At 59.5% G+C, this 22,257-nt stretch carries 20 protein-coding genes; 13 read left to right on the top strand and 7 right to left on the bottom strand.

The features are described from left to right. Nucleotides 1-91: 91 nt before the first annotated feature. Nucleotides 92-550 (bottom strand): methyltransferase family protein, encoded by a 459-nt coding sequence (locus CLV74_RS00915; protein WP_245888412.1) that lies wholly within the window; start codon nt 548-550, stop codon nt 92-94. 238 nt (nt 551-788) lie between these two features. Between CLV74_RS00915 and kynU the strand changes: the two genes are divergently transcribed. After that, the gene (gene kynU / locus CLV74_RS00910) at nt 789-1,982 is read left to right on the top strand and encodes a kynureninase (protein WP_106262331.1); all 1,194 of its coding nucleotides are present in this window, start codon (nt 789-791) and stop codon (nt 1,980-1,982) included. Nucleotides 1,983-2,449: 467 nt separating this feature from the next. Here the strand turns inward: kynU and CLV74_RS00905 are convergent, their stop codons facing one another. Then, a complete protein-coding gene (locus tag CLV74_RS00905; protein WP_106262330.1) occupies nt 2,450-3,223 on the bottom strand; it encodes a gamma-glutamyl-gamma-aminobutyrate hydrolase family protein in 774 nt (257 codons plus the stop codon). Nucleotides 3,224-3,339: 116 nt separating this feature from the next. Between CLV74_RS00905 and CLV74_RS00900 the strand changes: the two genes are divergently transcribed. Next, nucleotides 3,340-3,603, top strand: a complete 264-nt coding sequence (locus tag CLV74_RS00900) for a DUF1294 domain-containing protein (RefSeq protein ID WP_106262329.1) — start codon at nt 3,340-3,342, stop codon at nt 3,601-3,603. Here CLV74_RS00900 and CLV74_RS00895 read toward each other — a convergent pair. Continuing rightward, the gene (locus CLV74_RS00895; protein WP_211298998.1) at nt 3,586-3,753 is read right to left on the bottom strand and encodes a DUF2256 domain-containing protein; all 168 of its coding nucleotides are present in this window, start codon (nt 3,751-3,753) and stop codon (nt 3,586-3,588) included. The two genes, CLV74_RS00900 and CLV74_RS00895, sit on opposite strands and share 18 nt — an antisense overlap. A gap of 120 nt (nt 3,754-3,873) precedes the next feature. Further along, nucleotides 3,874-4,059, bottom strand: a complete 186-nt coding sequence (locus CLV74_RS00890) for a hypothetical protein (RefSeq protein ID WP_106262328.1) — start codon at nt 4,057-4,059, stop codon at nt 3,874-3,876. Between the two features lie 98 nt (nt 4,060-4,157). On the opposite strand from CLV74_RS00890, the gene pepN reads away from it, so the two are divergent. The 3 genes from pepN to gatB all read left to right on the top strand — a co-directional run bounded on the left by pepN (nt 4,158) and on the right by gatB (nt 9,391). Beyond that, nucleotides 4,158-6,710 (top strand): aminopeptidase N, encoded by a 2,553-nt coding sequence (pepN, locus tag CLV74_RS00885; protein ID WP_106262327.1) that lies wholly within the window; start codon nt 4,158-4,160, stop codon nt 6,708-6,710. Between the two features lie 128 nt (nt 6,711-6,838). Continuing rightward, a complete protein-coding gene (locus tag CLV74_RS00880; RefSeq protein WP_106262326.1) occupies nt 6,839-7,711 on the top strand; it encodes a lysophospholipid acyltransferase family protein in 873 nt (290 codons plus the stop codon). A 168-nt stretch (nt 7,712-7,879) separates the two neighbouring features. Continuing rightward, nucleotides 7,880-9,391 (top strand): Asp-tRNA(Asn)/Glu-tRNA(Gln) amidotransferase subunit GatB, encoded by a 1,512-nt coding sequence (gene gatB, locus CLV74_RS00875; RefSeq protein ID WP_106262325.1) that lies wholly within the window; start codon nt 7,880-7,882, stop codon nt 9,389-9,391. A gap of 892 nt (nt 9,392-10,283) precedes the next feature. On the opposite strand, the gene CLV74_RS00870 is transcribed toward gatB, so the two are convergent. Beyond that, a complete protein-coding gene (locus CLV74_RS00870; RefSeq protein ID WP_106262324.1) occupies nt 10,284-10,973 on the bottom strand; it encodes a YoaK family protein in 690 nt (229 codons plus the stop codon). Nucleotides 10,974-11,202: 229 nt separating this feature from the next. Between CLV74_RS00870 and CLV74_RS00865 the strand changes: the two genes are divergently transcribed. Beyond that, entirely contained in the window at nt 11,203-13,494 is a 2,292-nt protein-coding gene (locus CLV74_RS00865; RefSeq protein ID WP_106262323.1) for an arginine/lysine/ornithine decarboxylase, read from the top strand. A 162-nt stretch (nt 13,495-13,656) separates the two neighbouring features. After that, nucleotides 13,657-14,268, top strand: coding sequence for a thermonuclease family protein (locus tag CLV74_RS00860; RefSeq protein WP_106262322.1), 612 nt, complete (start codon nt 13,657-13,659; stop codon nt 14,266-14,268). Nucleotides 14,269-14,369: 101 nt separating this feature from the next. Here CLV74_RS00860 and CLV74_RS00855 read toward each other — a convergent pair whose 3' ends face one another. Further along, entirely contained in the window at nt 14,370-14,690 is a 321-nt protein-coding gene (locus CLV74_RS00855) for a hypothetical protein (protein ID WP_106262321.1), read from the bottom strand. Nucleotides 14,691-15,013: 323 nt separating this feature from the next. Here CLV74_RS00855 and CLV74_RS22975 point away from each other — a divergent pair, with 323 nt between their 5' ends. Continuing rightward, nucleotides 15,014-15,646, top strand: coding sequence for a DUF4177 domain-containing protein (locus tag CLV74_RS22975; RefSeq protein ID WP_211298997.1), 633 nt, complete (start codon nt 15,014-15,016; stop codon nt 15,644-15,646). 42 nt (nt 15,647-15,688) lie between these two features. Here CLV74_RS22975 and CLV74_RS00845 read toward each other — a convergent pair whose 3' ends face one another. Beyond that, complete coding sequence (locus CLV74_RS00845; RefSeq protein WP_425430963.1) at nt 15,689-15,928, bottom strand: BolA family protein; 240 nt, start codon at nt 15,926-15,928, stop codon at nt 15,689-15,691. A gap of 107 nt (nt 15,929-16,035) precedes the next feature. Between CLV74_RS00845 and CLV74_RS00840 the strand changes: the two genes are divergently transcribed. The 5 genes from CLV74_RS00840 to CLV74_RS00820 all read left to right on the top strand — a co-directional run bounded on the left by CLV74_RS00840 (nt 16,036) and on the right by CLV74_RS00820 (nt 22,253). Next, nucleotides 16,036-16,662: a DnaJ domain-containing protein gene (locus tag CLV74_RS00840; RefSeq protein WP_106262318.1), complete on the top strand. Its 627-nt coding sequence runs from the start codon at nt 16,036-16,038 to the stop codon at nt 16,660-16,662. Nucleotides 16,663-16,867: 205 nt separating this feature from the next. Continuing rightward, a complete protein-coding gene (gene cobS / locus CLV74_RS00835) occupies nt 16,868-17,854 on the top strand; it encodes a cobaltochelatase subunit CobS (RefSeq protein ID WP_106262317.1) in 987 nt (328 codons plus the stop codon). Between the two features lie 257 nt (nt 17,855-18,111). After that, nucleotides 18,112-18,477 (top strand): hypothetical protein, encoded by a 366-nt coding sequence (locus CLV74_RS00830; RefSeq protein WP_146134876.1) that lies wholly within the window; start codon nt 18,112-18,114, stop codon nt 18,475-18,477. A gap of 84 nt (nt 18,478-18,561) precedes the next feature. Further along, complete coding sequence (cobT, locus tag CLV74_RS00825) at nt 18,562-20,454, top strand: cobaltochelatase subunit CobT (protein WP_106262315.1); 1,893 nt, start codon at nt 18,562-18,564, stop codon at nt 20,452-20,454. Beyond that, entirely contained in the window at nt 20,451-22,253 is a 1,803-nt protein-coding gene (locus CLV74_RS00820; RefSeq protein ID WP_106262314.1) for an aminopeptidase P family protein, read from the top strand. The genes cobT and CLV74_RS00820 overlap by 4 nt, the downstream gene beginning before the upstream one ends. Nucleotides 22,254-22,257: the final 4 nt, after the last annotated feature.

Here is a 22,257-nt window from a genome sequence, read left to right as displayed (position 1 = left end):
ACAAGCAGGATTACGGACATTTTTGGTCTAACTTGCGCAAGATTATTTCACAAGAAGGCAATTTTAATGATTATGACGCTGTTTCCCCCATTCAGACCCAGCGTCGGGTTTTCTGACAGTATCGCGCGAAATCGGCGCGGAATTTCCGGCGCAGGCCGTTCTCTTCCGGCACAATAAAGCGCCGCTCGATGATCCATACGAACAAAGGCAGCAGTGGCAGCGACAACACCGCATCGAACCGCAGGATGAACCCCGCAAGGATCAGCACGTCGCCCAGATAGATCGGGTTGCGACTGCGGCGGAAGATGCCCCCCGTCACCAGTTTCGCGGCCTCACTATGAGGGATGACCGTCGTGCGCTGCTTGCGCATCTCGATCATCGCCAGAACCAGCAGGATCAGACCGCCCCCGATCAGCAGACCGGCAGCAAGATCGGCCCAAGGGCCGCCAAAGCTTAACCCATAGGTCAGATGCTCGCTCTGCAACTTGGCCAGAACGATGAATGACACCAGCCACACGGGTGGCATATCAATCCATTTGAACCAGGGCATGGGTTTCGCGGTCCTCCTCGTGGGCGGACTTTTGCTGCACTGCAACGAATCCGCAAGGCCGACCTTGGGCGAAGTGGCGGGATGTCGCAATTATATATCAAAAATCCGCTTTTAGGCATACCACGGCATACCGAAACACGATGTTTTTGATCATAAATGATCATATTTCCCCGTCAGATGGCCCCTTGCCAGTGGTGCAGCCCCGCGCCACCTTTCGTGTAGCAACCTGTGAGGGACCATGACCGATTTCACCGCCACCAAGCGAATGTTCCACCTGCCCGAAGGCATGACCTATCTGGACGGAAACTCTCTTGGTCCCTTGCCCTTGGCCACACCACAGCGTGTTGGCCAAACCTTGCAGGATGAATGGGCCGAGATGGTGATCACCGGCTGGAACCGCGCCGAGTGGATTCACCAGCCTGCCCGCCTCGGAGACCGGATCGGTCGGCTGATCGGCGCGCCTGAGGGGACCTGCGTTGTGGGTGACACTCTGTCGATCAAAGTCTTCCAAGCGCTGGCGGCCGCCCTCGCCCTGCGCCCCGATCGGAAGGTCGTGCTTTCCGACACCGGCAACTTCCCTTCCGACCTTTATATTGCGCAGGGACTGCTGGGGGCCTTGGGGCAGGATCTGGAACTGCGGGTCGTCGCGCCAGAAGAGGTCGCAGACCACATCACCGATGAGATCGCCGTCCTCATGCTGACCGAGGTGGACTACCGCACGGGCCGCAAGCACGACATGGCCGCCCTCACCGCTAAGGCCCATGGCGCGGGCGCAATCACCGTCTGGGATCTGGCGCACTCGGCAGGCGCCCTGCCCGTGGACGTGACCGGCGCGAAAGCCGACTTTGCCGTCGGTTGCACCTATAAGTTTCTGAACGGCGGACCCGGCGCCCCCGCCTTTATCTTTGTGGCTCCGCAGCACGCCATGCAGGCCCGCCCCATTCTGGCGGGCTGGCTGGGTCACGCCGCCCCCTTCGCGTTCGAGGCCGCCTACCGCCCCGCCGATGGCATTGCCCGCATGCGCGTTGGCACACCGCCCATTATCCAGATGGCCGCGCTAGAGGCTGCGCTGAATATCTGGGACCACGTGGATATGAATGACCTACGCACCCGCAGCATCGAGCTCTCGGAACGTTTCATCCACGCCGTCACCCAAGCCTGCCCAGACCTGACGCTGGCCTCGCCCACCGACCCCGCCCAGCGCGGTTCGCAGGTGTCATTCCATTTCCACGAAGGCTATGCTGCCATGCAGGCGGTGATCGCACGGGGGATCATCGGGGATTTTCGCGCACCGGACATCATGCGCTTTGGCATCACGCCACTATATCTAGATGAGGCCGACATCGACCACGCCGCCGCGCAAATCGCAGAAGTCATCAACAGCAAAGAATGGGATCGGCCGGAATTCAAGGTGCGGGCCGCGGTCACCTGAGGCGCTTATTCAGTCGGGAACAAGAGGCGTCTTCGTCCTGCCACACCCGAACCCTGAAAGGGGCCGCCGTCGAGACACCGCCACCACGGGCGGGCAATTCGAGTGGGCAGATACGAAGACTAACCCTGTCAATCATTACACTGACAAAAATCGCATGCGGCGGCGCTCACCCCTGACATGTGATCGTACCACTGACCCTGCTGGAAGGCGGACCCAAATTACCCCGCCAAAGTTTCCAGTACTTACTAAAAACACAGAGCAAAAACTCACCCTCTGTGCATTTGTCTGCTGCGTCTTTGCGTTGGGGAACATCGTCACTGCAGACGAGGTGAGATTTTCGCAAAATAGAAATTGCATCAACCATTTTATGGTCTCAGAAAACACGTCAAGATTGTTAATAGGGGGGAATCCGCAACCTTGATGCCTTATTTTGAGCAAAATCTCGCCCATAATGTAACAGATTATTATCAGGCCGAGACCGCATAGGGCTGACGTTGCGCTTGCCACTGGTGCAACGCGGTCCCGAACGACTCAAACAAAGGTCGCGAAACCGGATCATTTGTAGCGTTCCACTCGGGGTGCCATTGCACCGAAAGTGTAAACCCAGCTGCATCTTTGATGTAGATCGCCTCGGGCGTGCCGTCGGGGGCATGTCCGTCGATCACAACGCGGGCACCTGCGTCCTTGATCCCTTGGCCGTGCAGGGTGTTCGTCATCACCTCTTTCGCGCCCATCACCCGATGGAACACACCGCCTTCGGTAAAGGTCACCTTGTGGCGCAGGGCGAATTTCTCTTCCAGCGTGCCGTCAGGCGGCATGCGGTGGTTATCCCGTCCCGGCAAATCGCGGATCTCGGGGTAGAGCGATCCCCCCATGGCCACATTCACCTCTTGAAATCCGCGGCAGATCCCCATGACGGGCTGGCCCCGCTCGACACACGCCCGCACCAGCGGCAAGGTCACCGCATCGCGGTCACGATCTGGGGTGCCATAGTATTCGGTCCATTTCTCCCCGTATTCCTCGGGGTGGATATTGGGGCGACCGCCCGTCAGCAGGAACCCGTCGCAGACCTCTAGCAAATCCTGAATGCGCACATATGAGGGATTGGCCGGAATGATCAGCGGCACAGCCCCGCACACATGGGCCACGGCTTCTGCGTTCATCGTCCCGGCCACTTGCACGGGGTAGGATTCGTTCAACATGGCAAAGTTGCCAATGATGCCGACGACGGGTCGGGTCATGAATGCCTCCGGTCTGTCCTTCATATTCAAAAAGGTACGGCCTTTCCGCCCGCGATAAAAGTGCACAAAAGGCGCGAAGCTTGTGCGCAGGTGTGCAAGGGCGTAATCGCAAGTCCATGCCTGTGCCTTTGATGATCTTCTACGCGGTGAATCTGCTGACCTTTGTCCTCTTTGGCTGGGACAAATGGCAAAGCACCCGCAAGGGGCGGCGCATTCCTGAACGGGTACTGCTGGGATGCGCCTTCTTCGGCGGCACCGTCGCCGCCAAGGCCGCGCAACTGTTCTTTAACCACAAAACGAAAAAGCAGCCCTTCAAAAGCCGCCTGAACGTGATCCTTGGTGCGCAATTGGCGGTGCTGGCCCTATTTGCGTGGGCCTGAAGGGGCCACTTTCCGCGCCCCTCGGCACCGGTCCGAGCAATAGCGCACCTCGTCCCACACCTTCGCCCATTTTTTACGCCAAGTGAAAGGACGCCCGCAGGTGGCACAATCCTTCTGGGGCAAATCCCCCTTTTTGCGCATCCCAGCCATCGGCCGCCTCACTACGTCCTGCAAAGAAAAAGAGCGTGCCCCCACCACAGGAACACGCTCACCGTCATGAAACTAATGTGCAGGGCCATGCAGGCAAGGCCACTGCCGAATTTCGATAAGTTAGCCAGCACTCACAGGCGCATCGACCGGCGGCGTCACCTCGCCGCCCGGATCGCTAACGGCCACCGCCACCATGGCGGCAATCAGCAGCATCGCCACGCCAAAGCCCGCAGCGGCACGGATGCCCCACAAGGCAGGTGCGTGCTGCCGTTTTTGTTTTTCGAGGTTTGTGTCAGGGGCGGACATTGTCTTCTCCTTTAAATCTCGGTTCTCTGTGCCAATGTGTATCCAACGCGAGTCCCCCGCTCAGGTTCCCGCGAAAATACGAATGATAAGGATCCGAAATGAAAGACGCCGTGCACCAGACCTTCTATCTGGCCGACTACCAGCCGCCCGCCTACCTGATCGAGGATGTCACCCTGACCTTCCGCCTCAGCCCGCGTGCCACCCGCGTCCTCAGCCGCATCCACTTTGTGCCGAACCCCGACACCAGCGACCGCACCTTCTTTCTGCATGGCGAACAGCTGACCCTGATCAGCGCCAAGATCGACGGGCATGAGATCACGCCCACCCTCACCGATACCGGCCTGACAGCCGAGGCCCCCGACGCCCCCTTCACATGGGAAGCCGAGGTCGAGATCAGCCCCGAAACCAACACCGCGCTAGAAGGTCTTTATATGTCGAACGGCATGTACTGCACCCAGTGCGAGGCTGAGGGCTTCCGCAAAATCACCTACTACCCCGACCGCCCCGACGTGATGGCCCCCTTCAGCGTGCGCATCGAAGGGGAACAGCCGATCCTTTTGTCGAACGGCAACCCCACAGCGTCCGGCAAGGGTTGGGCCGAATGGCATGACCCGTGGCCCAAACCCGCCTATCTCTTTGCGCTGGTCGCCGGTGATCTGCGCGCCACCACCGGCAGCTTTACCACCCGCTCGGGCCGCGATGTGACACTGAATCTCTGGGTCCGCCCCGGTGATGAGGACAAAACCGCCTTCGGCCTGCAAGCCTTGATCGATTCCATGAAATGGGACGAGGACGTCTATGGCCGCGAATACGATCTGGACCTCTTCAACATCGTGGCCGTCAGCGACTTCAACATGGGCGCGATGGAGAATAAGGGCCTCAATATCTTCAACAGCTCGGCGGTTCTGGCCAGCCCCGAAACCGCAACAGACGCGAACTTCGAGCGGATCGAGGGCATCATCGCCCACGAATATTTCCACAACTGGACCGGCAACCGCATCACCTGCCGCGACTGGTTCCAACTGTGCCTGAAAGAGGGTCTGACCGTCTTCCGCGACCAGCAGTTCACCTCGGACATGCGCAGCGCCTCGGTAAAACGGATCAGCGATGTTCTGATGCTGCGCGCCCGCCAGTTCCGCGAGGATGCAGGCCCGCTGGCGCACCCCGTCCGCCCCGAACAGTTTCAAGAAATCAACAACTTCTACACCGCGACGATCTACGAAAAAGGCGCCGAGGTGATCGGCATGTTAAAGCGTCTGGTGGGGGATCGGGACTATTACCGCGCGCTGGACGTCTATTTCCAGCGCCACGACGGCCACGCCTGCACCATTGAAGACTGGCTACAGGTGTTCGAAGACACCACAGGCCGCGATCTGAGCCAGTTCAAGCGCTGGTATTCGCAGGCCGGCACGCCCCTCTTGCACGTAGAAGACAGCTTTGAGGATGGCACCTACACCCTGACCTTCCGCCAAGAAACCCGCCCCACCCCCGGCCAGCCGGACAAAGCGCCCTTGGTGATCCCCATCGCCGTGGGCCTGCTGTCACCCGATGGCACCGAAGTGGTCCCCACTACCTTGTGTGAAATGTCGGCAGCCACCCAAAGCTTTACCTTTGACGGCCTCACGGAAAAGCCGATCCCCTCGATCCTGCGGGAATTCTCGGCCCCTGTGATCCTGACCCGTCAGGCCAGCAACGCCGAACGCGCGTTCCTACTGGCCCATGACACCGACCCCTTCAACAAATGGGAAGCGGGCCGCGCCTTGGCCAAAGACGTGCTGATCCACATGATCACCGATGGCAACGCGCCGGACAGCGCCTATCTGGATGCGCTAAAAGCAATGGTCTCGGACGAAAGCCTTGATCCGGCCTTCCGCGCATTGGCCATCGCCCTGCCCTCGCAGGATGACATCGCGCAGACCCTGCATGCCTCGGGCGTGGTCCCCGATCCTATGGCGATCCACAACGCCAGTAAAACCCTGCGCCAAGCGACAGCCGAGCATCTGGCCGACATCCTGCCCGACCTTTATGCCGCCAATCAGGTGCACGAAGCCTACCAGCCCAACGCCGATCAATCCGGCAAACGGGCGCTGGCAGGGGCCGCGCTGTCGCTGATCGCACGCCTTGACGGGGGCAAGCAAGCGCAGGCCCAGTATGACGCGGCAGACAACATGACCCAGCAACTCTCGGCCCTCTCGGCCTTGCTGCTGGCCGATGCAGGCACTGACGCGCTGGCCGCCTTTGAGGCCCAGTGGAAAGACGACCGCCTTGTCATGGACAAATGGTTCAGCCTGCAAGTGATGATGGCAAAACCGGACGATGTGGCCGATGTGGTCACTCGCCTGACCGCCCGCCCCGATTTCGACATGCGCAACCCCAACCGCTTCCGCGCGGTCATCGGTGCGCTTGGCGGACATCTGGCGGGCTTCCACCATCCTTCGGGCAAGGGGTACGAGTTGATGGCCGACTGGCTGATCAAGCTGGACGCCCTCAACCCTCAAACCACCGCCCGCATGTCCAGCGCCTTCGACACATGGAAGCGCTTTGACGAGGACCGCCAGCAGATGATTCGTGCCCAATTGGAACGCATCATGGCCCGCGAAACCCTGTCCCGTGACACCTCGGAAATGGTGGGCCGCATTCTGGCGGCATAACCCCGCGCAAAAAAGGCAAGGCAGAACAACTGCCTTGCCACCACACCACAGCAAGAGTTCACTGGAACCAACGCCCTACACCGCGTGTTGTCATATTTGGTTTAAATATTTCTGGTGTCTGTTCCGTCATGAAAGACCGCATTAATCCCCTGATTGCAGAACGTGCGCCGTGGCTTTTCAACGAAAGCCGCCCCGGCATCCACGTGGCCCGCAGCATTTTACATAAAATGCTGTCCTACGATCGCACCATTGCGATCGGCGAGGACGTCAAGGATCTGCCCGCACTTCAGATCATGGAACATATGGCAGGCCTGCTGGCCCGCGATGTCGAGGTCTCCGGCCTGCAAAACATCCCCGCCAGCGGCGCGGCGCTGATCGTGGCGAACCACCCCACAGGCATCGCCGACGGGATCATCCTGCAACACGCCATCGCCAACATCCGCAGCGACGCGTTTTTCTATGCCAACAGCGACATCCTGCGGGTCCTGCCCCAATTCGACGAAATGATCGTCCCCGTGGAATGGCGACACGAAAAACGCAGCCACGCCAAAACCCGCGAAACGATGACCTATACCCGCCAAGCGGTTGATGCAGGGCGTCTTGGGGTCATCTTCCCCTCGGGCCGCCTTGCCAAACGCCGCGGCCTGAAACTGCACGAACGCCCTTGGATGGCCTCGGCGGCGATGATCGCCCGCAAATTCGACCTGCCGGTCATTCCGGTGAACGTGCGCGCCCGCAATTCGGCGCTGTTCTACCTCTTTGACCTGATCCACCCGACGCTGCGGGACATCACCCTGTTCCATGAAACCCTGAACAAGCACCGCCAGCCCTTCCGCATCACCGTGGGCGAGGCCATCTCGGCCAGCGCCCTGCCGGCGAAGTCGGAAGAGGGCATCCAGATGCTGCGCGAAGCCACCCTCGCCCTTGGCGGCCGGTACGCGCCCACCGTCTCTCTGGTCCAAAATTCCCGTCGCCCTTCATGGGTGAAACAGTTGGGCTAGAAAAGTTTTCGCCGAAAACTTTTCCCGCAAAACGATCTTCGGCGAAGATCGTTCCCCCCAACACCCCCTCACGCCCGTTGATCCCCCCGCACGCATGGGATAATCCCTGTGGCGAATGAGGGCGCCATGGCGCTCTGCAACCGGATTCCGATAGCCAATGAGGCCCCTATGCTTGATCTGACCTTCGAGCCCCCGAAACCCAAAGTCATCGCTGGCGCCAAATATGATTGGGAGTTGGTCATCGGCCTTGAGGTCCATGCTCAGGTCAGCTCGAACGCGAAACTCTTCTCGGGCGCATCGACCAAATTCGGCGCCGAGCCGAACAGCAACGTGGCCTTCGTGGACGCGGCCATGCCCGGCATGCTGCCCGTGATCAACGAATTCTGCGTGGCACAGGCCGTGCGCACCGGTCTTGGCATCAGCGCCGAGATCAACAAGTGGTCGGCCTTCGACCGCAAGAACTACTTCTACCCCGACCTGCCGCAGGGCTACCAGATCAGCCAACTCTACCACCCCATCGTGGGCGAAGGCGAGATCATCGTGGACATGGGCCCCGGCGTCGCCCGCCGCGTGCGCATCGAACGCATCCACCTGGAACAGGACGCGGGCAAGTCGATCCACGACATGGACCCCAACATGTCCTTCGTGGACCTGAACCGCACCGGCGTCGCCTTGATGGAGATCGTCAGCCGCCCCGACATCCGTGGCCCCGAAGAGGCCGCAGCCTACGTCGGCAAATTGCGCCAGATCCTGCGCTACCTTGGCACCTGCGATGGCAACATGCAGAACGGCAACCTCCGCTGCGACGTGAACGTCTCGATCTGCCGTCAGGGCGCCTATGAAAAGTTCATCGAAACCGGCGATTTCGGCCACCTCGGCACCCGCTGCGAGATCAAGAACATGAACTCCATGCGCTTTATCCAGCAGGCCATCGAATATGAGGCACGCCGCCAGATCCAGATCGTCGAGGCCGGCGGCTCTGTCGATCAGGAAACCCGCCTCTATGATCCGGACAAGGGCGAGACCCGCTCGATGCGCTCGAAGGAAGAAGCGCACGATTACCGCTACTTCCCCTGCCCCGACCTGCTGCCGCTGGAAATCGACGACAGCTTCATCGAGGAAATTCGCGCATCCCTGCCTGAACTGCCCGACCAGAAAAAAGCCCGCTTTGTCACCGAACTGGGCCTGTCGGAATATGACGCCTCCGTCCTGACCGCCGAGGTCGAGGCCGCTGACTATTTCGAAGCCGTGGCCGATGGCCGCGACGGCAAGCTATCGGCCAACTGGGTCATTAACGAGCTGTTCGGCCGCCTGAAGAAAGACGACAAGGACATCACCGACAGCCCCGTCTCGCCCGAGCAACTGGGCAAGATCGTGGGTCTGATCTCCTCGGACGCGATTTCGGGCAAGATCGCCAAGGACCTGTTTGAGATCGTCTACACCGAAGGCGGCGATCCCGAAGCCATCGTGGAAGAGCGCGGCATGAAGCAGGTCACCGACACCGGCGCCATCGAGGCCGCGGTGATCGAAGTGATCGAAGCCAACCCCGCGCAGGTCGAAAAGGCCAAAGCCAACCCCAAACTGGCGGGCTGGTTCGTGGGTCAGGTCATGAAAGCCACCGGCGGCAAGGCCAACCCCAAAGCGGTCAACGATCTGGTCATGGCCAAATTGGGCCTCTGATCAATCGCGAAAGCTGAAAATGCGAAAGGCGCTCCGAAAGGGGCGCCTTTTTTGTGTAGACTTCATTCAATTTATCAGACTTTCCACAAACATTGAAACGATCCGAATATCAAAAGCCATATGATCATATATAATATTAGAATATTGTCACGACGCGCAGCAATCGGCTTGGCACTCAAATCTCCGGCTCCCAAGATAATACCACTTAGTGATCCAGAGCGTTTACGGGCACGGAACTACTTTACCTGTCGTCTTACAAACGATGACAGAGATGAGGCTTTTGTAGCCGAAAGCTTATCGCAAAAGGGGCTCCAAGGCCTCTGGTTCGACAAACGCAATGAACGCGCCGAAGTGTCTCTGCAAAACAAATTTCTACCATCTCTTAATTTCGAAGTCATTCACTACGCACAAGAACTCGAAATACGTTATATTTCTTCGCTAGATTTTCTTTGGTCAACTTTAACACTCAAAGCGCGGCGCGAGCTGGCAAAGCACCGCTTCAAGATCTGGGCATTTTCTAAAGCAAAACTTCCAAGAGAAGATCGGATGGAAGTTCTTGTTTGGGCATATCATTGGACCCTTAAAAAGCGGGATTTCCGACCAACATTCACGACGCATAGTTTTTTGCTCGAGAAACACGGAAAGCTGTTCTACTATCATCCTCAAAAAGAGGAGCTCACCAAGTATTATCGAATTGTATTTGAATCACTTGTTGAGTCTGGCGAATTTAATCGCGAACCAAATAGCAGCCTCGTACGCTTAACGCCTAAAGCCTTAGCGACATTGGAAAATTATGAAGAATCTGATCGAAGGCATCTAGATAACCTTAGGCAGCAACGCATTCTAGGCCAGCCAAAGTCTTGCCTGAGATGCCTCTTGTTGCGGCGTACCCCTACCCCCGCCGCGCCAGCCAGATCTCGGACAGGGCCAAGGCCAGCAGCACCGCTGCGGCGACAATAAACAGCCAGCCGCCGACCACTCCGTAAAACAACGTGCCGCCGATCCCGCCCAAGGCGAAACACAGCAGGGACAGCGCATGTAGTTTCAGCTTGGGCAGCGCCTCGCGGCGGGTCTCGCCTGCGATGGTCATGGCCGATAGCTCGATCCCCAGATCGGTGGCCATGCCCGACACATGGGTCGTGCGCACCCGCGCCTTTGAGATCATCGTCGTCACTGCGTTCTGTAGCCCCATCAAAAAGCTCAGCGACACCACCAGATGCGCCTGATCCATGCCGCCACGCAGTTGCATCGCGCCCAGCGCCAGCAGCATCAGCGCCTGTGCGCAGATCACCCACGCATAGATCGCCCGATGGCCCCGACGCTCGCCTTGATGTACGGCGATGCCTGCACAGACCGCGCCGGTGATAAAGGCCGCCACCAGACCGGCGAAGGACAGGGCCAACGCCACCTGTCCCACCACCAAAGTATCCGCCATGGCCGAGATGTTGCCGGTCATATTCGCGGTAAACGTTCCGGCAACCAGAAAGCCCACGGCGTTCAGCGCCCCTGCAATGGTCGACAGCAGCCCCGCCAAGGACAGGTCCAGTGTTTCGGTGCGCGCGCCTCCCGTTCGGATCAGCATGCTTGGCCCCCGCCTTGCCGTTCTTTCTTTGAACTATGCGCCATCTACCGGCCCGCGCAAGCACTCCAAACGGCGACACGGTAAGGGCAATTACGCGTTCTGCCCGCTCAACCCTTGACCTTACCGCGCCCAACATCAAAAGCTGAGCATAACGAATCCCGCCAGTGCGCCCAGCGCTGACACAAATCCGCCCGCGGCCAATCCGCCGCCATTCGTGAAGAGAGTTTCCATGAAATTCCGTTTCCCCATCGTCATCATCGACGAAGACTTCCGCTCCGAGAACTCCTCCGGTTCCTCGATCCGCGCTCTGGCCAAGGCCATCGAGGAAGAGGGTTTCGAGGTTCTGGGCGCCACCAGTTACGGGGACCTTAGCCAGTTTGCACAGCAGCAGTCGCGGGCCAGCGCCTTTGTGCTGTCGATCGACGACGAGGAATTCACCCCCGGCCCCGATCTGGACCCCGCCGTTCTGAACATCCGCAACTTCATCGAAGAGGTGCGCTGGAAGAACGCCGATGTGCCGATCTATATCTATGGCGAGACCAAAACCTCGCGCCATCTGCCGAACGACATCCTCAAGGAACTGCACGGCTTCATCCACATGTATGAAGACACGCCCGAGTTCGTCGCCCGCCACATCATCCGCGAGGCGAAAAGCTACCTTGAGGCGATCCAGCCCCCCTTCTTCCGCGAGCTTCTGGACTACGCCGAGGACGGCTCGTATTCATGGCACTGCCCCGGTCACTCGGGCGGGGTGGCCTTCCTGAAATCGCCCATCGGCCAGATGTACCACCAGTTCTACGGTGAGAACATGCTGCGCGCCGACGTGTGTAACGCGGTCGAGGAACTGGGCCAGCTCTTGGACCACAACGGCGCAATTGGCGCGTCCGAGCGGAACGCGGCGCGGATTTTCAACGCCGATCACTGCTTCTTTGTGACCAACGGCACCTCGACCAGCAACAAGATGGTCTGGCACCACACCGTCGCCCCCGGTGATGTGGTTGTGGTGGACCGCAACTGTCACAAGTCGATCCTGCACTCGATCATCATGACTGGTGCGATCCCTGTGTTCATGAAGCCCACACGCAACCACTGGGGCATCATCGGCCCGATCCACAAATCGGAATTCGAGCCTGAAACCATCAAGGCCAAAATCCGCGCCAACCCCCTGCTGGAAGGCGTGGACCCCGAGACCGTGAAGCCCCGCATCATGACCCTCACCCAGTCCACCTACGACGGGGTGCTCTACAACACCGAAACCATCAAGAGCATGCTGGATGGTTACGTGGACAACCTGCACTTTGATGAGGCATGGCTGCCCCACGCCGCCTTCCACCCCTTCTACGGCACCTATCACGCGATGGGCCGCAAACGGGACCGCACCAAGCATTCAGTGACCTACGCCACCCAGTCGGTGCACAAGCTGCTTGCCGGTATCAGCCAAGCCAGCCACGTATTGGTGCAGGACGCCGAAGACACCAAGCTGGACCGGCACCTCTTCAACGAGGCGTATCTGATGCACACCTCGACCTCGCCCCAGTATTCGATCATCGCCAGCTGCGACGTGGCCGCCGCGATGATGGAGCCTCCGGGCGGCACCGCGCTGGTTGAGGAAAGCATCGACGAGGCGCTCGATTTCCGCCGCGCCATGCGCAAGGTGGATCAGGAATTCGGTGATGACGATTGGTGGTTCACTGTCTGGGGCCCCGAAGAGCTGGCTGAAGAGGGCATCGGCCGCTCCAAAGACTGGGAGTTGAAGAAAACCGACAGCGACGCGGTCAACGACAGTGACGGCGAGGACAGCTGGCACGGCTTTGGCGACATGGCCCGCGGCTTCAACATGCTGGACCCGATCAAGGCCACCATCATCACCCCCGGCCTCAACATCGACGGCCGCTTTGAAGACACCGGCATTCCTGCCTCGATCGTGTCAAAGTATCTGGCCGAGCACGGCGTGGTGGTCGAGAAAACCGGCCTCTACAGCTTCTTCATCATGTTCACCATCGGCATCACCAAAGGCCGCTGGAACACGCTGGTGGCCTCGCTGCAGCAGTTCAAGGACGACTACGACAAGAACCAGCCCATGTGGCGGATCATGCCCGAGTTCTGCGCCAAGCAGCCCCGCTGGGAACAGATGGGCCTGCGCGACATGTGCCAGCACGTGCATGCGCTCTATTCGAAATACGACGTGGCCCGCCTCTCGACCGAGATGTACCTGAGCGACCTGCAACCGGCGATGAAACCCGCCGACGCCTACGCCCACATCGCCCGCCGTACCACCCAGCGCGTGCCGATCGACCAGTTGGAAGGCCGTATCACCACCTCGCTGGTCACCCCCTACCCGCCGGGCATCCCCCTGCTGATCCCGGGTGAGGTCTTCAACAAGAAGATCGTCGAGTACCTGCAATTCAACCGCGAATTCGCCGCCAAATGCCCCGGCTTTGAGACCGACATCCACGGCCTTGTACAAGAGCGCGACGAAGACGGCGTCATGCAATACTTCGCGGACTGCGTCGCAGAATAAACGTCACACAATTCGAAACAATAAAGGCCTCCGCGATCCATTGCGGGGGCCTTTGTTATTTTCTGGAAAATTAATACAAAAAGCATTGAAGCTATAAATTCGAACCCTCTATCTTTTCCAATTATATTAAAGGCCAATCACACGCTGAAATTGGAAAGCGAAATGCACATAATTCTTCTCGGTCTCCTTATTGCGTCATTGCTTATTGCACTCAAAATCAGCCGCGCCCACGCATCAAAATTCGATGCCGCACCACCAAGATTCAAGCCATCGGAGCGGGCACCAACACCCCTAGAATCCAAAGAACAAGGCGAAGCTGATCGCCCCGTCTTCGATGCCACTCAGCGCGTTGAGGCTACCCCAAAACCAACCCTAAAGGGCCGCGCTTGGGTGACAGACGGTGACACGATTACAATCAATAATACGCAAATACGCCTCTTCGGCATTGATGCGCCGGAATTAAACCACCCATATGGACAGAAGGCGAAATGGGCCTTGCACCGCCTATGCAAAGGTCAAAATATTCGCGCCGAGATTACAGACACCGACAGGCATGGCCGCACCGTTGCAAAATGCTCTCTACAAGATGGCACTGACCTATCAGCCGAGATGGTAAAACTAGGCATGGCGATCGATTGGCCGAAATATTCAGGTGGCGTTTATTCCAGCCTCGAAACGCCGAGCATTCGGAAAAAACTGTTCCTCGCGAACGCTCGGCAAACCGGTCGCATGGATCTCTGGGCCAAATACGAAAACAGGCAAAAAAGTACCTAGCGCGAAAAATGCGAGGTTAGGCTTCAGTCAGCCGCCACCTCCAAAAAAACACCAAACAACTCCGGCGCCTACCGCAAATCGGCACGCGCCGGACTGCCACGTCAGAGCGGTGTCGACGTATAATTCACCAGATCAAAGGTGATATTGACCCCCATCGCACAGGGCGAGACCCCGCAAGGACGGATCGCCTCGGCCAGACGTTTACCCAACTCTTTGGCATAGTCCCCGTCGCGATAGTCCTTGGGCAGCATCGACAGGCGCAGCAGCACATGGCTGTGGTGATAGACCTCGATCACATGCAGCCGCCCCTTACAGGCCCCCGCGCCGCTGTCGAAGCCTGCAATCACATCCTCGATCGCCGCCAGCATTTCCGCCCCGGGAATGTTCTGGTCCGCCGTCACATATAGATCCGCCTGAGGCATCCTGCCCTCTCCTCCATGTCCTACCGCAGATAGGCAACGCGCCTCCCTGATCGGCTTCCTCATGACATAAATACTCACAATCCCGACAGCTTCAAAAGGGTCCGAACGTCAGTACAAAAGCCATACGTTTGCCATACGCGTTCTGGCCCCTACATTTTCAGCCTTTTCAGAGCCTTACCAGATTTTCGCAAAAATTCGCCTAACAGTTCTGCCCAATCGGTCAGCGCGGCCCTGCCGTTCACAACCTTTCGAACGTTCTCCCCCTTGGCTGAGGCCGCCCGGACCCGTATAGAGCGCCCTGCGGCTTTGAAAGGAAGGACCTCATGGCTCAGTACGAATATCGCGTGATTCCCGCACCCACCAAGGGCCAAAAGGCTCAGGGCGTGAAAGGCGCAGAGGCTCGTTACGCCTTCGCAATCGAAGATCTTATGAACCGCATGGGCGCCGACGGCTGGGAATACCAGCGCTCGGACACCCTGCCGATGGAGGTCCGCGAGGGCCTCACCGGCACCACAACCAAATTCCAGACCCTCTTGGTTTTCCGCCGTGCCACCGGCGTCGAAGCCACCAAGGCAGCGCCTGCCACACAGGCAGCCGCACCGGCCCCCGCGCCCGCAGCGGCCCCCGCGCCCGCAGCGGCCCCCGCGCCCGCAGCGGCCCCCGCGCCCGCAGCGGCAACGACTGAAAAGGTCGAAGGCACATCGGACGCCGCCGCAACCGCAGCAGGCGAAACCCTTCTGGCTGCTACGAAAATCACCAGCGTTCAGGCGACTGGATCCAAGCTTGGCAGCGCGAAAGCTGCGGCTCCTGCGACAAAGCAAGCAGCCGCTGAAAAGCCTGAAAAAGAAGACAGCTTTGAACCGGACGAGCCTGTTTTGCCCAAGGAAAGCAGCCCCAATTCGGTGCTTCTCAGCCGCGCACAGCGCATCTTCTCGCGCTCGGACCGATTGGACTGATCAAGAACGAAAAGCCGCCGCGGCACCCCGCGGCGGCCCCTTTTAAACTGACAGGTTCAGGGAAAGCGCATGGATTTTCGCGATCAAATCCGGCCCCAACACCTCATGCACCATCCGGTGCTGCTTGATCCGGCTCAGCCCCTGAAAATGGTCCGAGGCAATGCGCACGTTAAAGTGGCTTTCGCCGCCTTCCTGATACCCGCCATGGCCGCGATGACTCTCGCTATCGTCAACCACCTCCAGTATTCTCGGGCCGAAAGCCTCTTGTAAGCGCTGCTCCATTTCACGGCCGACTGGCCCCAATTGTCCTGACATTTTTTCAGATTACCTCTTCAATCCGCCGACAGTCGGTTTAAAATCACCCGTCCGAGTCGAAAAGGGAATGCCCCATGAAACAGAATGACCCCTTTGGTTTCGATATGTCTGTGTCTTCCGCCAAGAAGAAGAACCCGCGCGGCCGCCGGGGGATGTCTGGTGCGCAAGAGACCTCGACCCGCGTCTGCGAAAAGCCTGGCTGTGAAGAGGCCGGCAAATACCGCGCGCCCCGGGCACCCGACGTGTTGGACGAATACCTGTGGTTCTGTAAAGACCACGTACGTGAATACAATCAACAATGGAGCTTCTTTGACGGCCAGACCGAGGCCGAACTGAACGCTCAGCAATCCAAAGACCGCGTTTGGGAACGCAAAACCAAAGCGTTCACCGACCCCGAGGCCCGCGCATGGGCTCGCCTTGGCATCGAAGACCCCCATCAGGTTCTGGGCGAGAACGCCACCAAGAACCCTGGCAAATCGATCACCGGCCACACCCGCAAGCTGCCGCCGACCGAACGCCGCGCGATCGAGATTCTGGAAGCCAAGGACCACTGGACAAAGGCCGAAATCCGCAAGGCCTATAAGGCTCTGATCAAGGTTCTGCACCCTGACATGAACGGCGGCGACCGCTCGGACGAAGACAAGCTGCAAGAGGTGGTTTGGGCATGGGACCAGATCAAGGACAGCCGCAGCTTTAAATAAGCCGCCCTTTTAAACGCTGATCAGCGCCGCCTTTCGAGGCGGCGTTTTGCGTTTGTGCTGCAGGCCTCAAGGGGACGTGTTGGCAATTTGCCGCGCCAAGACCGATGAAAGTAACGCTCCATCCGCATGAAATTCGACTTTCCCTTGTGGACCCTTGCGATATGTTGCACCACGCAAGAGAGAATTTTCAGCGAAGGGTGAGGCTATGGCCGACGGTGCAAACAGTGGGATGGTGAAACCGACCGAGCAGATCTCGGTCCGTGATGTCTTTGGCATCGATACCGACATGGTCGTACACGGCTTCGCCGATGGCTCGGACCGCGTGCCCGAGACCGACAGCACCTACAAGTTCGACCCTGACACCACGCTGGCCATTCTGGCAGGGTTCGAGAAGAACCGCCGCGTAATGATCCAAGGCTATCACGGCACCGGTAAATCCACCCACATCGAGCAGGTCGCTGCCCGTCTGAACTGGCCGCTGGTCCGTGTGAACCTTGACAGCCACATCAGCCGGATCGACCTGATCGGTAAGGATGCGATCAAGCTGAAAGACGGCAAGCAGGTGACCGAGTTCCACGAAGGCATCCTGCCTTGGGCGCTGCGCACCAACACTGCCATCGTATTCGACGAATACGATGCGGGCCGTCCCGACGTAATGTTCGTGATCCAGCGTGTTCTGGAGACCGACGGCAAACTGACTCTTCTGGACCAGAACGAGATCATCAAGCCGCACCCCTATTTCCGCCTGTTCGCCACCGCGAACACCGTGGGCCTTGGTGACACCACCGGCCTTTACCACGGCACCCAGCAGATCAACCAGGCGCAGATGGACCGTTGGTCGCTGGTCGCGACACTGAACTATCTGTCGATTGATGCGGAAACCAATATCGTTCTGTCGAAGTGCCCCCACTACAACACCGAGGCCGGTCGCAAGAAGATCAAGCACATGGTGACCGTGGCGGACCTGACCCGCAAAGCCTTTATGTCGGGCGATCTGAGCACCGTCATGAGCCCGCGGACAGTGATTGCCTGGGCCCAGAACGCCGAGATTTTCCGCAACGTGGGCTATGCCTTCCGCCTGTCGTTCCTGAACAAATGCGACGAGCTGGAGCGCCAGACCGTTGCCGAGTTCTACCAGCGTCTGTTCGACGAGGAACTGCCCGAAAGCGCTGCCAGCATCTCGCTGGGGTAAGCGGGTCGCGCTGGCGCGCGACGGCCTCCGGCGGAGGTATTTTTGCCAAGATGAAAGAAAGGGCGTCCTGCTTGGGACGCCTTTTTCTATTGGGGATAGCCCGATTGGCGAGGCACGATTCGCCGTTTGACGGGGCGCGATACACCTTTTTGTAACAGGGGTATGTAATAGGTGAATTGACCGACGGGGATTGGCGGTTCTACGCTTGAGGTATGAAACGGATAGCCAGAAGTTCTCTCAAGGGTGCGGCGTTCGTGATGTTTCTCGGTACAGCCGCCCATAGCCTTCCGCTTTGGCCGCATCAGCGGGCAGAGCTCTTTGCCACCTGTGTCGGACGCCTTGAGGCGCTGGCCCTGGATCACTCCAATGCCACCGCGCGGGACGTGGATGCGTTGCGCGACCAGCGGGCCGATTTCCAGATGCTGCTGGATGCGACCTTGCCGGCGGCGCTGGATGAAGGAGTGCCCCAGAAGATGCCAAAGCTCTGGCGGGCCGGGGGCTGGTCCGAGGTAACCCATCTTTTGGGCGAGATGCAGTATTCCGTCGATAGTGGCCGCGTGGACCGTGCCCGCGTTCAATTGGAGCGGCGCATATTGGAATGCGAGAAGGTGCTGCTTTCATGAAGGGGGATGGGTCTTGGCCTATGGTCAAGCCGCCTCAGGAAGACTAGGTTGCGAGGAATACTCGTTTAACCGCAGGCAGGCCCCATGAAAAAGTCCGATAATCCGGCTGATCCCTTCAAAAAGGCACTGGCCGAGGCGACCCGTGTTCTGGCGGATGATGCCGAGCTGAATGTCAGCTTCTCGGTCGATCCGGCGGGCATGTCCGGCGATTCCATGCGGCTGCCGCAAATCTCGCGCAGGATGACCCGTGATGAGGTGCTGTTGGCGCGGGGGACGGCCGACGCGCTGGCGATGAAGCGGCGCTATCACAATGCCGAGACCTTTGCCCGCTATGTGCCGCAGGGCCAGATGGCGCGTGATCTGTATGAAGCGATGGAGAATGCCCGCTGCGAGGCGATGGGTGCGCGGGATATGCCCGGCACCGCTGGCAACATCGATGCGAAGATTGCCCATGATGCCAAAGTGCGCGGCTATGATCAGGTGACCGAGGCCAAGGATATTCCGTTGGCGGCGGCGGCTGGCTATCTGGTGCGCGAGCTTGCCACGGGCCGCAAGATGCCTCCTGCAGCGGCCAATGCGCTGGAACTGTGGCGCGGGTTCCTTGAGGGACAGGGCGCAAAGGCTCTGGGCGATGTGGATGAGGTTCTGGACGATCAGGCGAACTTTGCCCGTCTGGCGCGGCGGTTGATCTCGGAACTGGGATATGGCGATCAGTTGGGGGATGACCCCGACGAGATGGATGACCAGTCCGACGAAGAGAGCGCGCAGGAAGAGGAAGAACAGGAGGACGCGGAAAACCCCGATGCACAGGGGGATGACGACGAATCCCAAGACGCCGAGGCGCAGCCCGATCAGGCCCAAGATCAGCAGATGGATCAGGCGCAGGCCCAGATCAGTCAGGATGACATGGCCGATCAGGAAATGGACGACGAGGCCGAGCTGCCCGAGGGCGACGCGCCCATGGAGCCGCCGCCCCCTGCCCCCGCCTCCGAGGCCGATCCGGATTACAAGGTTTTCGACACCCAGTTCGACGAGGAAATCCGCGCCGAGGATCTGGCCGATCCGGCGGAACTGGAACGTCTGCGTGCCTATCTGGACCAGCAACTGGAACCCCTGAAAGGCGCGGTCAGCCGTCTGGCGAACAAGCTGCAGCGCCGTTTGCAGGCGCAACAGAACCGCAGCTGGGACTTTGATCTGGAAGAGGGCATTCTGGACGCAGGCCGTCTGGCCCGTGTGGTGGCGAACCCCACCACTCCTCTTTCGTTCAAGGTCGAGAAGGACACCGAATTCCGCGACACGGTGGTGACGCTGCTGCTGGACAACTCGGGCTCTATGCGGGGCCGTCCGATCAGCATCGCGGCGATCTGCGCCGATGTTCTGGCCCGCACGCTGGAGCGTTGCAACGTGAAGGTCGAGATTCTGGGCTTTACCACCCGCGCGTGGAAAGGCGGCCAGAGCCGTGAGAAATGGCTACAGCAGGGCCGTCCTATGCAGCCCGGTCGTCTGAATGATTTGCGCCACATCATCTACAAGCAGGCCGATGCGCCGTGGCGCCGTGCGCGTCCGAACCTTGGTCTGATGATGAAAGAGGGTCTTCTGAAAGAGAACATCGACGGTGAGGCGCTGGAATGGGCGCACCGCCGAATGATGAACCGCCCCGAAGCGCGGAAAATCCTGATGGTGATCTCGGACGGGGCGCCGGTGGATGACAGCAGCCTGTCGGTGAACCCTGCCAACTTCCTTGAAAAGCACCTACGCGACGTGATCGCCATGGTCGAAAAGCGCAAGCTGGTGGAACTGCTGGCGATCGGCATCGGCCACGATGTGACCCGCTATTATGAGCGTGCCGTGACCATCACCGACGTGGAACAGCTGGCCGGTGCCATGACCGAACAACTGGCAAGCCTCTTTGACAGTGACCCCCGCGCCCGTGCCCGCGTGATGGGGATCAAATCTAGTATCCGGAGAGCTGGATGAGTTTTCAGACCTATGGCGTGACTGCACGCCCCGAACAGGGTCCGCCGCGACTGGCGGCTCTGCGTGATGAATTGCGCACTGAAGGACTGGCGGGCTTTTTCGTGCCGCGGGCCGATGCCCATCAAGGGGAATATGTGGCCCCGTGTGATGAGCGGCTGTCGTGGCTGACGGGCTTTACCGGCTCGGCCGGATTTGCGCTGGTGCTGGCGGACAAGGCCGGTGTTTTCATCGACGGGCGCTACCGCGTTCAGGTCAAATCGCAGGTGGCGGATGCTTATACGCCGGTGCCGTGGCCTGACGTATCCGCTAGCGAATGGCTGCTGGAAAATCTTGATGGCGGTCTGGTGGGCTATGATCCGTGGCTGCACACCCCGCGCGAAATTGAGGCGATGGAACAGGCGCTTGCTGGCAGCGATATCGGCCTGAAACCCGTGGCCAATCTGGTAGATCGCATCTGGCAGGGCCGCCCTGCCCGCCCTGCCGAGCCTGCCACCGCCTTTCCGGTCGAGATTGCTGGCCTCACATCCGGCGAAAAGCGTCAGATGGTGGCGGATGTGCTGCGCAAAGCGGGCCAAGCGGCCTGTGTGCTGACCCTGCCCGACAGCATCTGCTGGATGCTGAACATTCGTGGCGCGGATGTGGCCCATAACCCCATCGTGCAGGCCTTTGCGATTGTCTTTGATGATGGCCGCGTGGCGCTATTCTCGGACCCTTCCAAGTTCGAGGCGCTGGGACCGGACCCCGACATCTCGGTCGCGCCACTTGAGGCGTTTGAAGCCGCGCTGGGGCAACTGACTGGTCCCGTCCGGCTGGACAAGGGCAGCGTGCCCGTGCTGGTCAAACAGGTGCTGGACAGCTTTGAGGTCGCGACCCAATGGGGCGATGATCCTTGCGTTCTACCCAAAGCCTGCAAGACCGAGGCCGAGATTGCCGCCACACGCGAAGCGCATCTGCGCGACGGGGCGGCGATGGTCGAATTCCTATGCTGGCTGGATGATCAGGCCCCCGGCACTCTGACCGAGATCGACGTGGCGCAAAAGCTGGAAGGCTTCCGCACCGCGACCAACCAGTTGAAAGATATCAGCTTTGACACGATCTCTAGCACCGGTCCGAACGGCGCGATCAACCACTATCGCGTGACCGAGGAAAGCAACCGCCCGATCTGTGACGGTGAGCTGCTGCTGGTCGACAGTGGCGGTCAGTATGAGGACGGCACCACCGACATCACCCGCACCATGCCCGTGGGCACCATCACCGATGAGCACAAGGATCGCTTTACCCGCGTGCTGCAAGGGATGATCGCCATCAGCCTTGCACGCTTCCCCAAGGGCATCGCAGGGCGTGATCTGGATGTGCTGGCCCGCAATGCCCTATGGCAGGCTGGTCTGGACTATGACCACGGCACTGGCCACGGGGTCGGCGTGTTCCTCAGCGTACATGAGGGGCCGCAGCGGATTTCGCGGGTCTCGATGCTGCCTTTGCAGCCGGGCATGATCCTGTCGAACGAACCGGGCTATTACAAAGAAGGCGACTATGGTATCCGCATCGAGAACCTGATCGTCGTCCAGCCAGCGGACTGCCCCGAAGGGGGGGATACGCACCGCCAGATGCTGAGCTTCGAAACACTCACTTGGGTTCCGATCGACCGCCGTTTGATCGATACGAAACTGCTAACCCGTGCCGAGCGTGCGTGGCTGGACAGCTACCATGCGACATGTTGTGACAAACTCCTGTCAAGACTGTCAGAAAAGGCAAAAACGTGGTTATTGAACATGACCTCGCCGCTCAACGAAGGCTGACATA

The sequence above is a fragment of the Donghicola tyrosinivorans genome, from assembly GCF_003003355.1.
Classification (GTDB): domain Bacteria; phylum Pseudomonadota; class Alphaproteobacteria; order Rhodobacterales; family Rhodobacteraceae; genus Donghicola; species Donghicola tyrosinivorans.
The sequence above is the reverse complement of the archived record's forward strand: the minus strand, read 5'-3'. Positions and strand labels throughout refer to the sequence as shown.

Coding starts and splice junctions, on each gene's coding strand:
- gatB (WP_106262325.1), top strand. CDS start 7,880: ATGCTTGATCTGACCTTCGAGCCCCCGAAACCCAAAGTCATCGCTGGC.
- cobT (WP_106262315.1), top strand. CDS start 18,562: ATGAAAAAGTCCGATAATCCGGCTGATCCCTTCAAAAAGGCACTGGCC.
- CLV74_RS00890 (WP_106262328.1), bottom strand. CDS start 4,059: ATGTCCGCCCCTGACACAAACCTCGAAAAACAAAAACGGCAGCACGCA.
- cobS (WP_106262317.1), top strand. CDS start 16,868: ATGGCCGACGGTGCAAACAGTGGGATGGTGAAACCGACCGAGCAGATC.
- CLV74_RS00905 (WP_106262330.1), bottom strand. CDS start 3,223: ATGACCCGACCCGTCGTCGGCATCATTGGCAACTTTGCCATGTTGAAC.
- CLV74_RS00840 (WP_106262318.1), top strand. CDS start 16,036: ATGAAACAGAATGACCCCTTTGGTTTCGATATGTCTGTGTCTTCCGCC.
- CLV74_RS00860 (WP_106262322.1), top strand. CDS start 13,657: ATGCACATAATTCTTCTCGGTCTCCTTATTGCGTCATTGCTTATTGCA.
- CLV74_RS00870 (WP_106262324.1), bottom strand. CDS start 10,973: ATGCTGATCCGAACGGGAGGCGCGCGCACCGAAACACTGGACCTGTCC.
- CLV74_RS00820 (WP_106262314.1), top strand. CDS start 20,451: ATGAGTTTTCAGACCTATGGCGTGACTGCACGCCCCGAACAGGGTCCG.
- CLV74_RS22975 (WP_211298997.1), top strand. CDS start 15,014: ATGGCTCAGTACGAATATCGCGTGATTCCCGCACCCACCAAGGGCCAA.
- CLV74_RS00880 (WP_106262326.1), top strand. CDS start 6,839: ATGAAAGACCGCATTAATCCCCTGATTGCAGAACGTGCGCCGTGGCTT.
- CLV74_RS00845 (WP_425430963.1), bottom strand. CDS start 15,928: ATGGAGCAGCGCTTACAAGAGGCTTTCGGCCCGAGAATACTGGAGGTG.
- pepN (WP_106262327.1), top strand. CDS start 4,158: ATGAAAGACGCCGTGCACCAGACCTTCTATCTGGCCGACTACCAGCCG.
- CLV74_RS00830 (WP_146134876.1), top strand. CDS start 18,112: ATGTTTCTCGGTACAGCCGCCCATAGCCTTCCGCTTTGGCCGCATCAG.
- CLV74_RS00900 (WP_106262329.1), top strand. CDS start 3,340: ATGCCTGTGCCTTTGATGATCTTCTACGCGGTGAATCTGCTGACCTTT.
- CLV74_RS00915 (WP_245888412.1), bottom strand. CDS start 550: ATGCCCTGGTTCAAATGGATTGATATGCCACCCGTGTGGCTGGTGTCA.
- CLV74_RS00855 (WP_106262321.1), bottom strand. CDS start 14,690: ATGCCTCAGGCGGATCTATATGTGACGGCGGACCAGAACATTCCCGGG.
- kynU (WP_106262331.1), top strand. CDS start 789: ATGACCGATTTCACCGCCACCAAGCGAATGTTCCACCTGCCCGAAGGC.
- CLV74_RS00895 (WP_211298998.1), bottom strand. CDS start 3,753: ATGGCTGGGATGCGCAAAAAGGGGGATTTGCCCCAGAAGGATTGTGCC.
- CLV74_RS00865 (WP_106262323.1), top strand. CDS start 11,203: ATGAAATTCCGTTTCCCCATCGTCATCATCGACGAAGACTTCCGCTCC.